The sequence below is a fragment of the Rubritalea sp. genome, from assembly GCF_039830215.1.
In the GTDB taxonomy this organism is placed as follows: Bacteria; Verrucomicrobiota; Verrucomicrobiia; order Verrucomicrobiales; family Akkermansiaceae; genus Rubritalea.
In genome coordinates this window covers 1-12329 of the sequence record NZ_JBDOPO010000350.1, presented here as the reverse complement: position 1 = coordinate 12329, position 12329 = coordinate 1, and the positions used below count along the sequence as shown (strand labels likewise).

Genomic DNA, 12329 nt, shown 5'->3' with positions numbered 1-12329 from the left:
GTCATTATTTGGATCTGCCTCGAGCTGCTCTTCGAGCTCTTTCATTTTCTCATTGGCCACACGGTCAGCTATCTGACCAGCCTTGAGTTTCAAAGCAGTGTCCCCGTTACTTATCTGGTAAGCCCAATCATAAAACGCGTGTGCGTCCTTCCAATTCTCCATATTTTCATACAGCTGAGCAATGTCCTTAACCACTGTGAGGTCGTTTTGGTTTGCATGGTATTGTTCAATCAACAACCCCAACTTCTCTAGTTGTTGATCATTAGTCATGGCGGCACGGTCTGAGGCTTCAAGTTGAGCCATTTGTGACGCGTCCTTTTTGAGGTGATCTATACTCTGGGCATCTTCCCACTTCTGCTTCTTCATTGAAGCTCTGGCAGAGGAGTCTTTTGCTCCCTTCACCGCGTGGATATCACCTGAATCTTGCTTTATGATGCCATTATAAACATCTGTAGCTTCTTCAAGCATATCGCGAAGCAAATAATGCTCAGCGAGCTTGTGCATCAACTTGGTATTCTCTGGCGCCCCCTTACGGACTGTCTCAAGAGCAAAAGCGGCTGTATCCAAAAGGTTCAGGCGCATGGCTGTATCGAAAAGTACATCGTTGATTTGAGGCTCAAATGGGTCTTTTTCTAGCTCTTTCTCGATCTGAATCAATGCACTAATAGGATCCTTCTTAGCTGAGCTAGCTAACTTCAAGGAAGACACACCTCCCGATAGTAGCGCTGTCATGCCGCCACTCTTTTTCTTTTTACCTGAAGCAGAAGCAACCTGGATCGCACACTTGCGCGCTAATTGACGGCCAGCTAAAAAACCTGGTGAATCTTTCAGCACGGCATTCACCAAACTTATGGCATACGTATGGTTCTGCATTTCTTCTGCTGAAAGCGCCTTAAGCCAAAGTGTCTTAAGGTTGTGGGGCAATTCAGCCTCTGTAATTTCAACGATTTTTTCGCTCATCTGCTAGTTCTATTCTGGTTCAATAAAGGGTTCTAAGGCACTGTGCAGGCCAACATTTGCGGTATCATGCCCAATTCATCTATCATGGCAAGCTAACGCTCAAAAATTCCTGAAGAAAAGCTCTGACAAGCCACTAACTTGCTACTAAAAGACCATCCCACCCACAAAAATCACTTAACTATGTCTACTGTTCTCATTATTGGAGCCGGCGGTGTCGGCTCCGTAGTTACGCACAAATGCGCTGAGCTTCCCACCACCTTCTCCGAGATAACACTAGCTTCACGCACCGTCTCGAAATGCGATGCTATCGCAGCCTCTGTTAGCCAACGCTACGGAGTACATATCAACACGGCTAAAATCGACGCGGATAATGTTTCCGAAACAGTGGAACTTATCAAGCAAGTTGAGCCATCACTAGTGATCAATGTAGCCCTCCCCTATCAAGACCTCCCAGTGATGGACGCCTGCCTCGAAGCGGGAGTCCATTACCTCGACACAGCAAACTACGAACCACCTAACGAAGCCAAATTCGAGTACCATTGGCAATGGGCGTACCAAGAACGCTTCGAGAAGGCTGGGATCAAAGCTTTACTTGGCTCCGGCTTTGATCCAGGCGTCACCAACGTCTTCACAGCTTGGGCGCTCAAGCACCACTTCGACGAAATGCACTACCTCGACATCGTGGATATCAATGGAGGGGATCACGGCCAGGCATTCGCTACCAATTTCAATCCGGAAATCAACCTCCGGGAGGTCACAGCCCCGTGCCGTCACTGGGAAGATGGTGATTTCCAAGAAACCGATGCCATGTCGGTCTCAAAACAATTCACCTGCCCCGAGCAAGTGGGCACTTACTCGATCTACCGCATGTATCACGAGGAGATGGAGTCTCTCACCAAACACATTCCCACGATCAAGCGAGCTCAGTTCTGGATGTCATTCTCAGAGAACTACCTCAAACACCTCGAAGTACTACAAAATGTCGGTATGACCCGCATTGACGAAGTTGAATACAACGGTCAAAAAATAGTGCCCCTCCAGTTTCTCAAAGCTGTCCTTCCTAACCCCGGCGAGCTAGGCAAAACTACTACAGGTAGAACCTGCATCGGCTGCATCATCAGAGGCATCAAAGACGGCAAAGAAAAAGCTGTTTATATTTACAACATTTGTGATCACGAAAAATGCTTCGCCGAAGTAGGTTCCCAAGGAGTGTCCTTCACCACTGGTGTCCCAGCGATGATCGGCGCTAAATTATTATTGGAAGGCAAATGGGCCACTTCTGCCGGAGTTTGGAATATGGAACAAAACGACCCAGACCCATTCATGGATGACCTCAATAAGTATGGCCTCCCATGGACCTGTGTGGAACTCTCTCCTGAAGCAGCAAAATCGCTCTCCGTCACAACCTAAACCTCTTAACTTCGTAACTCCAAAAAGACAAAAGCCCGCTACTTACTACAGTAGCGGGCTTTTCGTATCGAATAAACGAATGGCAGACCGGGAGGGATTCGAACCCTCGATACCATCACTGGTATACTCCCTTAGCAGGGGAGCGCTTTCGACCACTCAGCCACCGGTCCAGTGATTCGTTCATCGAAGTGCAGGGAAAGAACCACATAGGAGAAGTCTAGTCAACACTTCTGAACAAAAAATAGCAGCTTTTTTATAAGCCTTTCTTGAGTCCACGCCTCAATGACATAAGCTCCAATACGTATGCGACTCTTCACTAAACACCTGCTTATTTCATTATCAATGATTTGCAACAACTCCTGCAACACAGGAACATCCAGGACAAAAAAGCTTGATCCGCCAAGTGAAGCATTGGTTAAAAGTGATGTTTTGGTAGGTAGAGTCGCATCGGTGTACCTATCAAAAAATTATATGCTTATTCAGAAATATCGTAATTTCGCGACCGATATCGATGTCATTTTCTATTCACGCGGATCAAACGGAACAGTTCACGCTCTCAAAATGACCGAGCAGAAGCTTGGTCAATTCTATATAGCCGATCTCAGCGATGGAATCTATACAGTAAACGACCCTGTATTTATGCGTGATTTGGGTAACTCAACCCAAGCTAGAGCAAATCAAGCAGCTGGAACTCCATAACATCTTAGTAAACTGCTAAAAAATAAAAGCATCCGATACTTTTACTCATTTTTCTAAATATTTCAAAAAAGTTTATAATTTCTATTGATAGTTTTTTTAAAAAAATATTAGAATGTTTTCCACGTTCGAGAGTCATTCTCGTAGAATTCATAAAAACTACACAATACAGCCTCCTATGAACACATCCCTCAACATGAACGATGCATCGAGTCGAGCTGAAGCAGAGCGCCTCGCTGACTTTGTTCTGTTCACCCAACGATCCTGCATATTGAACCTTTCGTCGGAACTTAACCGTGGTAAAATTTCATTCCCACAGTTTTTCCTCATGGCTTACCTATCTAGCGAAGACTACCTCACGATGTCCGATATTGCCAAAAAGATGGGGCACTCCACTGCTGCTGCCACTGGCTTAGTGGACCGCTTAGAGAAACTTAGCTATGTAGAGCGTGTTCATGCTGCCGAAGATCGCCGTAAGATAATGGTTCGCATAACAACTACAGGTACTGAGCTCGTAGCGCAGATGCGTGGTGAGATAGCAACTAGCCTTGCTGACACAATGGCTGAAATGGATGAAGAAGAAGCAGATACCATACGACACGCTCAAATGATGATTAAGCGATAAACCGCTCAGGCCTAGAGCCAACATTCTACCCAAAAAATACACCGCCGTCGGCTGTGCATTTTTGTTTACCCAGTAATTGTAATGTTCAGTTCTTAGGATGGTTTCCCCCAAGGTAAATCTCAACTTTTAGGGGAACTAATAACAAGATTCGCCGCCACAGCAATCACTTGATTCTGTCGTTAATTTATACCCATGGCCTTTTGTCTCGCGAGGATGACGCTCAGAACTCCGCGAACAGTCAAAAGGCTTGGCATCAACCTGTGCCACCGCTTCAAGAGGTTCCAAGAAAGTAAAGGAGTCAGAATAAGGGGCCTTTTTGTAAAGGTTGTAAGTTTTTTCGCACACAGCATAGCGCTTGCCTCGTTCCATAGTATGATCATCATCGTCTAACACTTTTTTAAAGGGTCCATTATAGATCACCGCTTGGTTGCGCTCAAGACAGGCTCCCTCTTTCCCCTTCCAAGCTTGTACTGTAACAGAACGAAACTCAACCCCTTCGACTGTTTGCCAAGGTTCACTTTCAAATTTTACGAACTCAACCCCGTAGAACCCAGCGTCCTCAAATGCTTTCAGAAACCCTTCTTCTGTCATCGCTCCTGATATACAGCCACTCCAGAGGTGGGCATCCCGTTGGAGATGCTGAGGAACTTCTTCGTCAGCCACAATATCAGAAATAACTGCACGCCCCCCGTTCTTTAGGACGCGGTATATTTCCTTAAACATTTGCCCTTTAAGATCACGCTCTACAAGATTGAGAACACAGTTTGAAACGACCACATCAATACTACTGTCTTCCACAAGAGGTTGCTCGACGCGTAGAGCTTGCTCAATTGCTTCTAGAGCCATCCACGCATTTGCATCGGCCACCGGATTTTCAGAGAGGTGATTTTCTAGCAATTTTAAATTTAAAGCTAAGTCTTGAATCCGCCCCTTACGAAACTCAACATTTGAATAGCCAACCGCATCGGCAATGGTTGGAGCATTCCGCTCGGCCACCTCTAACATATCATCAGTCATATCCACACCAATGACTTTACCGTGTTCACCTACAACTTGTGAGGCTATGAAGCATATTTTCCCAGTCCCACTTCCCAAATCAAGCACAGTTTCCCCAGACCTGAGCCATTTGGATGGATCTCCACAGCCATAGTCTTTTTCGATTACTTCCTGTGGGATAATTGTTAAATATTTGGGGTCGTAGTCAACAGAACAACACAAAGCGGCCTCGGCTTGGTTCGCAGCGGCAGCGTAACGGTCTTTAACAGCTGATTCAATTTTTATAATGGATTGTTGATTTTTAGATTATAATTCACACTAAAATGAATAAAAAATGCGCAACTTAGAAGCTGCGCATGATTAACGATAAATTCAGATCTACGGTCAAAATAATTTAACCATGTCCTTTTTCTTAGCTTTGGTAAGAATCATGTAGGCTTTTTCACCTTCGCGCCAATGCGCTATATTGAACTGAGTTTTCTTACAGCCGTAGCATGACTGTAGAGAAATACTTTTCATCGAAGTAAGCTTGTCTGCGTCTGTTAGACTAGCTAAATCAACTACTATTAAGTGGACCATCCCCAAGCCTTGTTTTTCAAAACAGAGTAAGGAAATCGGTTGTCCGCTCTCTAGATACATGTCTCGAGCTCCCACCAATGTAGCATCTTCTAATCCCACTGGAAGTTGGCTAGGAACAGGATGCCTCTTTGTGTCTAAGAACTGCATCGCCGCATGGGCACAGTCTAGGTTAGTATTTAAATGAATCTGATCTGGCGATTTCAATTTTGTAGCCATTTGCTGCACAGCAGAATGCACAGCCACGGTCTGGACAGCGGGATAGCCTATCGTTGGGTTCAGTACTGAAGCCTCATTTATCACCATCACGTCTTGATTGGAATGGTTTAAGATCGGTTGACTCATTGTAAATAAAGCTACTACAGCAACAGCCGCCGCTATTGCTGCCACAGATAGCCAACGCCAAGTTTTCACCTCAGCCGCTTTGGTATTTTCTTCATGTACGGCACCTTGCTCCATTTCCATGGCTGCAAGAATTTGATCGCGCAAGCCTTCTGGAGGCTTGATCGAGGCCATTCCCCCAGTAAATAAACCGTCTAAATCTAGGTCAACGTCTGCAATGCCACCGTCGTATGCCAATACAGCTAATATTTCGTCACGTAAGCCATTCGGAATAGGCACATCATTTAGAGCCTTAGCAAAGGCGGCATCAGTCGCCCTCTCGTGTGCTAACCACTCGCCTAACTCACGATTTTCAGCTGCAAGCTTCAGAGCATCAGCAAACTCAGGTAAATGTGCGTCTGCTCCGTCTGGTCTAAAACTACTCAGTAAGAATTTTGCCTGTGTGTTATCCATTTTGTCTCACCTTTCCTTCCATGTTTATAATCTTATCTTCTGCGTCATCCCGCATTTTATTACGCAGTTGTTCTTTGCCTCGAGAAATACGGGACATCACAGTACCAATCGGCACGTCGAGAATAGCTGCGATTTCTTTATAGCTATGTTGCTGTAGAAAAAAGAGAGCCAAGGGGGCACGGAAAGTTTCATCCAATCGCTGTAACAACTCGACAGCCCGCTTCCCGTCCAATCCTCTGCTGGTGTCTGGTTCATGAGAATGCAAATGATAATCGACCTCTTCGAGATCAGTTTCTGGAAAGCGATTCGACCTCCTAGCGTGACCTAAATGCTCACGGTAGAGAGTTGTAAACAACCAAGTCTTTGCTTTGCTCCGATCCTTCAACTGATGGCCTTTCTGCGCCCAAATACAAAAAGTTTGCTGAACTAGGTCAGCAGCTCGATCTGGACTCTTTGCCAACGAATAAGCAAAGCGATAGAGCGCCTGATAATGTTGGTCTACTAAATCTTGGAATTCACTCATGTTTTCTAAAGCTAAGAGTATTTAATTCCCATATCTATTCCACCAAAATCAATTATATTTATGTACTGATAAAAAATCACTTATGGCACATAGCATGTGTATCTCATCAGGCTTTTAGAGATCTCACGCCAAAAGACCTGAGTTAAACCCTTGCATCCCCAAACTGTTACCAGTTTGGGGATTGAAATCAAAACCAGTCCGCCTAGCTAAAAGCTTAGCTGTGAGGGGGGGCTTTTGGCCTTGAGTGAGATCAGAAGAATATTCTGTCGCCTCAAGCACTGGTGGCTGAATAACAACAGATTCAGGAGTCGTCCCAAAATTAGCGAGTCACATCCCGACATCATCACACACACTCATTCCTGCTAAGGCCAATACTACTCTGATTTTATCGCGCTTATAAATGCTGCTTTTTTTTAGCTCATTCAACCATTCTGTTAATAAAAATGCTACTTAACCAGCACTCATAAAATAGATAAAGATGAATAAGAAGTTTACGAAAGGAAGAAGATCCCTTACCCAATACACATGGCAAGTGTTCACGTAAATTTAGGCAACCGCAGCTATCATGTTCTATGTGATTATGGCCTACTACAAAATGCGGCAAACTTAATTAAGCGGGCTGGCCTGCAGGGAAAAGCAGCTGTCATTACCGATAGTAATGTTGCCCCACACTATCTATCAGATCTTATAACTCAGCTAGAATCTGAAGGGTACAACGCGAGTTGCCACATAGTAAAAGCTGGAGAAGCCTCTAAGTCCTTAAGTAATACAGAAGCTCTTTGCCGAGAAATGACTCAACAAGGGCATGACCGCTCCTCCTATGTCATTGCTTTGGGGGGCGGTGTAGTTGGAGACCTCGCTGGCTTTGTTGCATCCGTGTTTTACAGAGGCATTCCTTTCGTGCAAATACCCACCACTATCGTATCGCTCGTAGACTCATCAGTAGGAGGGAAAACAGGAGTTAATATCGCCGAAGGAAAAAACTTGGTTGGCGCATTTCATCAACCTCAGCTTGTCATCGCAGATCCTGCAACTCTCACAACTCTACCAGGCAGAGAATATCGCGAAGGCTACGCGGAAGCGATCAAACATGCAGCTATTCGTGATGCCAAAATGTTTGAAGCATTAGAATCCTTATCAGCACTCAATCAATCACCACCAGCAGAGCTTATTGCTCATAATATTGCGATCAAGGCGCGAGTTGTCGAGGAAGACGAACAAGAAACATCTGGCACTAGAGCTTTGCTCAACTTTGGCCACACCATTGGGCATGGTATCGAAGCCTCAGTCCCCTACGGCACATTTCTCCACGGCGAGGCAATTTCCTTAGGAATCAGAGCGGCTCTAATGCTATCAGAAAAATATTCCAGCCTGAACCACCAAGAATCCGAGCGCGTTCTAGAGTTACTCAAAGCTTACCAACTACCATTAACTCTTGATGAAAATATCAAAACTGAAGTGATTCTGGAAAAGATGAAGCGTGACAAAAAATTCTCTGGAGGCACCATCAGTTTCGTTCTACTCCAGAGACTAGGTTCAGCCTATGTCTCTAAAGATGTCACATGGAAGTCCATCGAAATTGCTATTGAAGCATTACGAGTGGACTAGCAATTGAAGAGTTTACTTGTAAACCTTCAGTCCGATTTCTTAATCATTACCAGCCAATTCATTACATTGATCGGAGGCAATTCTGCGATCTCCTCTATAGGCTTAAGATCTGCAAATGTTTGGGCTGCAAATGCTCCTCCGCTAGTATCTTTCAGCTCAAGAATCTTAATTTCATCTGTTCCTCTATTCAAACTGCCTAGACTACCTGAGAGAGATACCGAACGAAATTGATCTCCTAATCCGTAGCCAATCGTTGGAGCAAATACAGATAGCGGTGGGTAATCATCATCACCCAATGTTTTAGGAGTCTGATTCAAATCCTCTAATACATGGAGAGTGTAGTTAGTTACTATTGAAAAACCGTCTGTAAAGTAAGTCAAATCACTACAATCTCGCAAAATCACAACAAATGGACTAAGACTTGGTGTCGGAGCTATTGGCACATTAGCTCCAGCGCTTTTGTAATTAGCATTCACGGCGATTGAATGGTAATCTTTGACATTGAATTGAGATATACCACCGCCTGTTGCAGTCTGAATCCATAACGCTAACTTTTCTAGGTGAATAGCTACCCCCTCAGTACCAGAGGAAGATTCAGGTAAAAAAGGGAAATCATCGTAGTCCTCGTCACCGCTAACTGGCCAATCGATGCCGAAGCCTAATAAACTAGACGCATTTCTTATCACAACTGAATAATTATTTATACTAAAGCGCAGCGCTGTTGGCTGCCCTCCAATAACCTCGATAATATCCAACTTCATTTTGCACTGATGGCTTCCGCAGGAGTAAGTATACCAATCTTCTGTGGGGTCTCCATTTAAATCTGATGTAGCAAACCGATCAAAGAAACTGAACCCTGGATTGATAGGTATGAACAGACTCCTTGCGAAATCAGATGCCTTTGATATGGGATAGTATGAGCCAGTAGTATTTTCATGCGTTGTCCGGGCTCCGATTACAGCAGCCTCTGCAGCACCAATATTACCCCCCACTATGGCACCCCCTTCTAATGAAACCCCTTGAGTTGAAGCAACCCCATCTATATCGCCATGACTCAACGACGCTTTTTTTGCGTAAACGTTTCCTTTTATTGAAATATTATTGGCGTTTCCAACATCGTAATTATCTGCTCCAATTTGACCAATATCTGTAATTGCTGAAGAACTAATAGCCAACTGGGATGGAATCTCGTATAGATCTAGAGTGTACTCATCAGTCAAGAGGTCTTGACTTAATCCTGCAGCTGCGACGTCAACGGCTCGTGGATGAACGTTGACTTTCCATGAATTTCTCTTTGCTATAAATTTTTTCTTCCCATCTGCATCAAGTGTGTAATAGCCAAAGTGAATATCTGGATAATCTATTTTACTGAAGCTAACCGTTTCTCCTAGCAGAGCTGGTGCAGTTGCTGCAGTAACCATAGTTACACAATCTGCCACATCAAATGCTCCTGATATGTGGCCTGTGTTACCATTTTTATAGCTATCAGGAAACCCCATACCAGTTTCATCAGCAGCACTTCTAGCCGACCCAAACTTAGAAACACTACTAGCCAAATCAAACAAACCTGAATTCCCATCGAAATCAGCGTTTGCACTGGTTATCATTGTATTCGCTACAGTAACAGGAGACAGCGTTATAACTGATCTCAAAAAAGCCTGCTTCCTCGCATCATAGTCGACTTGCAGCTGGACTTTTTTTTGAGCTTCGAGAGCGCGAATGGCCCCTCTGTACATGATTCCCATGATTACAAGTAGAAAGCTGCTAATTACTACCACACTCAAAATGGTAACAAGCCCCGATCTTTGTTTTTTTCTAAAAGTTCTCGTCTTCATAATGCTGGTGCAGCCGCATAGGTTATTTCTCCTCCGTAAGGACCTGTTAGTTTGAACTGTAGAGTGTCAGCTACGGTATAGAAATCTGCCGCAGATAACCCACTAATAATGTTCCAGGATGAGCCTCCATCGTAGGAGTACTCTAGAACTCCAGCATTATAACTAACCACTCCATAAGTAGTGCCATTGTCCCCGATAAACCCCAGATGCATAGTACTTGCGCCTTCTGCATCTGTTTCAATCCTAAAAGTGTCAGCCTTTGCGAAGAGGCGAACTACTATATTATTCGCTAGTGGAGCCTCCTCAGCTATAAACTTTTGAGTATTCCACCAAGTATAAAACTGTACTTGCTGTGATAGCATAGTGACTAAAGTGCTCGCTATCAAAACAATCAAGACCAGAACTACTGAGAGTTCAATAAGGGTGTAGCCCTTTCTTCGTAACTTTGTCTTAAATGATATCATCTTTTTATTGGGATCTGACAACAGAACGAGTTTTAACGTAGGTCTCATTGCCTACAACATATACCACATGGGTTTGCAGCTCATAACAATTGACTCCTGTATCAGCGAGTGCGAGTGGTTGACCCGCAGCTGATTGCTGAAAGTCAGCAGCCGACGTTGAATTGACAATTGTGGCACCATTGACTTCGGGAATAATCCTTACTCTGTAAACTGTAGCTTCATAGTTGCGTCCATTTTCGGCACCCGCCGTAAACCCAGGTAATTTCCCCATCACTGTATTCTTCAGCTGAACTGCATTCGCTAATATTGCTGTAGAGCTAGTACCCGTCCCCCATCCTGTAGTCACTCCGCTCGAGTCTGTCCCCGCTGCTATATCGTCAAAATCAAGGTTAGCCATCAAGGCCACTTCTTGAGACAGATAAGCATCGACCAAGTTGGTTTTCATAGTCCAAGTGCGCGGCTTTAAAATATTGAACGACGCGTCTAAAAGGACGACTGAAACCGAGACTAGAACGAATAGAGAGATGGTAGTTTCCACCAGAAAACTCCCTTTTTGTTGACTGACTCCGGGGGAAGTTATCGCTGCGCATTTTTCCAGCAGCAGTGGTTCCAACTGTGATTTCTTCATAACACTACTCCATAATGTGAAACTCTTATATAAGCTTACAATTACACTGAGACAATGCTAAACTTGAGTACTATGAAGGTTTAAGCCTCGTTTCCTCCCCCACACACATGGGAACAATCATCGTTCTAGTGACTTTCACAAACTCTTAGTCTAATTCTCTAGTGTACTAGCTAACCATAAACTGGCTTTATGAGAATTAGAATTCTTGAAAGGCCCTCGACTCCCCCTTACCACGATCGAATGGCCACCTTCACCGATAGTTAACACCTCAACAAGATCTCTGGTGGGTAGAGAAGCCTACACAACGAGCACCTCTTCTTCAGCTGTAGCCACGCAGCACTTAACGACACGATGAGTTCGTCGTCGTATAAATTCCCCCCGCGCACTCGAAACAATGTCCGCACAATTTTGGCATGAATGCCAAAACATCCTGCATTTCAGGCATCCAACTGGAAGCGCCAGGCAGACTTAAGTAAAGTTATACGAATGGAATAATCCCCAAGTTTATTCAACATGGGGAGAAGCTAGCACAACTTAGATGTGCTTTTCAATCATCGCGTAGGCATTGTGATTGTGGATCGACTCAAAATTTTCTGCCTCCACTTTGTACCACACAATATTTTCTTGTGCATTTGCCTTTCCGGCAATGTTACGCACAAGGTCTTCTACAAAAACTGGATTATCGTAGGCCTTCTCAGTCACGAACTTTTCATCAGGACGCTTAAGTAAACTGTATAATCCGCAACTTGCTGATGACTCGACGAGATCAATCAAATCTTCCACCCAGATAGGCTGCTTAGCCCTCACAGCAAAGGTAACGAGACCTCGCTGATTGTGCGCGCCATATTCACTGATTGCTTTTGAGCAAGGGCAGAGTGTCGCAACAGGCACCATGACTGTACTGATAAAATCAGAATCCCCGTTGGAGCAGGCTTCTACCTCAAAGCGAATATTATAGTCAAGCACACCACCTTTAGCTGTGACTGGCGCTGGCTTGGTTCGGAAAAAAGGAAATTCGAATTCCACATGTGCTCGAGACGCCTCAAGGCGCTCAAGTAGTTCTTCCGGCACTTTCTTCATTTCCCGGACATCTAGGCAGTTTCCGTGGCTGTTTAGCACCTCCACGAATCGACTCATATGTGTACCCTTGAAATGCTCAGGGAGGTCCACAGCAAGAGCTGTGGTAGCCACAGTGCGTTGGCTTCCACCTTCT

General features: G+C 44.6%; 12 protein-coding genes and 1 tRNA gene. 4 read left to right on the top strand and 9 right to left on the bottom strand.

What is annotated here, in order from left to right; translation table 11 throughout:
• Positions 1-960, bottom strand: a 960-nt coding sequence (locus tag ABGY95_RS11880; RefSeq protein ID WP_347441897.1) for a hypothetical protein, incomplete at its 3' end; no start/stop codon positions are given.
• A 180-nt stretch (positions 961-1140) separates the two neighbouring features.
• Here ABGY95_RS11880 and ABGY95_RS11875 point away from each other — a divergent pair.
• A complete protein-coding gene (locus ABGY95_RS11875; RefSeq protein ID WP_347441896.1) occupies positions 1141-2370 on the top strand; it encodes a saccharopine dehydrogenase family protein in 1230 nt (409 codons plus the stop codon).
• Between the two features lie 80 nt (positions 2371-2450).
• Here ABGY95_RS11875 and ABGY95_RS11870 read toward each other — a convergent pair.
• Positions 2451-2540 (bottom strand) — tRNA-Ser (locus ABGY95_RS11870).
• A 301-nt stretch (positions 2541-2841) separates the two neighbouring features.
• On the opposite strand from ABGY95_RS11870, the gene ABGY95_RS11865 reads away from it, so the two are divergent.
• Together ABGY95_RS11865 and ABGY95_RS11860 are read left to right on the top strand one after the other, a co-directional pair.
• A complete protein-coding gene (locus ABGY95_RS11865; RefSeq protein ID WP_347441895.1) occupies positions 2842-3069 on the top strand; it encodes a hypothetical protein in 228 nt (75 codons plus the stop codon).
• A 175-nt stretch (positions 3070-3244) separates the two neighbouring features.
• Positions 3245-3691 carry a MarR family transcriptional regulator gene (locus ABGY95_RS11860; protein WP_347441894.1) on the top strand — a complete coding sequence of 149 codons (447 nt, stop codon included), beginning with the start codon at positions 3245-3247 and terminating at the stop codon, positions 3689-3691.
• A gap of 135 nt (positions 3692-3826) precedes the next feature.
• Here the strand turns inward: ABGY95_RS11860 and ABGY95_RS11855 are convergent, their stop codons facing one another.
• The 3 genes from ABGY95_RS11855 to ABGY95_RS11845 all read right to left on the bottom strand — a co-directional run bounded on the left by ABGY95_RS11855 (position 3827) and on the right by ABGY95_RS11845 (position 6581).
• Positions 3827-4909 carry a methyltransferase domain-containing protein gene (locus tag ABGY95_RS11855; protein WP_347441893.1) on the bottom strand — a complete coding sequence of 361 codons (1083 nt, stop codon included), beginning with the start codon at positions 4907-4909 and terminating at the stop codon, positions 3827-3829.
• A gap of 162 nt (positions 4910-5071) precedes the next feature.
• Positions 5072-6058: a hypothetical protein gene (locus ABGY95_RS11850; RefSeq protein WP_347441892.1), complete on the bottom strand. Its 987-nt coding sequence runs from the start codon at positions 6056-6058 to the stop codon at positions 5072-5074.
• Positions 6051-6581: an RNA polymerase sigma factor gene (locus ABGY95_RS11845; RefSeq protein ID WP_347441891.1), complete on the bottom strand. Its 531-nt coding sequence runs from the start codon at positions 6579-6581 to the stop codon at positions 6051-6053. The genes ABGY95_RS11850 and ABGY95_RS11845 overlap by 8 nt, the downstream gene beginning before the upstream one ends.
• 525 nt (positions 6582-7106) lie before the next feature.
• Between ABGY95_RS11845 and aroB the strand changes: the two genes are divergently transcribed.
• A complete protein-coding gene (aroB, locus tag ABGY95_RS11840; RefSeq protein WP_347441890.1) occupies positions 7107-8189 on the top strand; it encodes a 3-dehydroquinate synthase in 1083 nt (360 codons plus the stop codon).
• 26 nt (positions 8190-8215) lie between these two features.
• Here aroB and ABGY95_RS11835 read toward each other — a convergent pair whose 3' ends face one another.
• The 4 genes from ABGY95_RS11835 to folE2 form a co-directional block, all read right to left on the bottom strand.
• Positions 8216-10024: a hypothetical protein gene (locus tag ABGY95_RS11835; protein ID WP_347441889.1), complete on the bottom strand. Its 1809-nt coding sequence runs from the start codon at positions 10022-10024 to the stop codon at positions 8216-8218.
• Positions 10021-10386, bottom strand: coding sequence for a hypothetical protein (locus ABGY95_RS11830; RefSeq protein WP_347441888.1), 366 nt, complete (start codon positions 10384-10386; stop codon positions 10021-10023). Before ABGY95_RS11830 ends, ABGY95_RS11835 begins: the two co-directional genes overlap by 4 nt.
• A gap of 106 nt (positions 10387-10492) precedes the next feature.
• Positions 10493-10933, bottom strand: a complete 441-nt coding sequence (locus ABGY95_RS11825; protein ID WP_347441887.1) for a hypothetical protein — start codon at positions 10931-10933, stop codon at positions 10493-10495.
• A gap of 717 nt (positions 10934-11650) precedes the next feature.
• The coding region (gene folE2 / locus ABGY95_RS11820; protein WP_347441886.1) for a GTP cyclohydrolase FolE2 at positions 11651-12329 on the bottom strand (679 nt) is incomplete at its 5' end.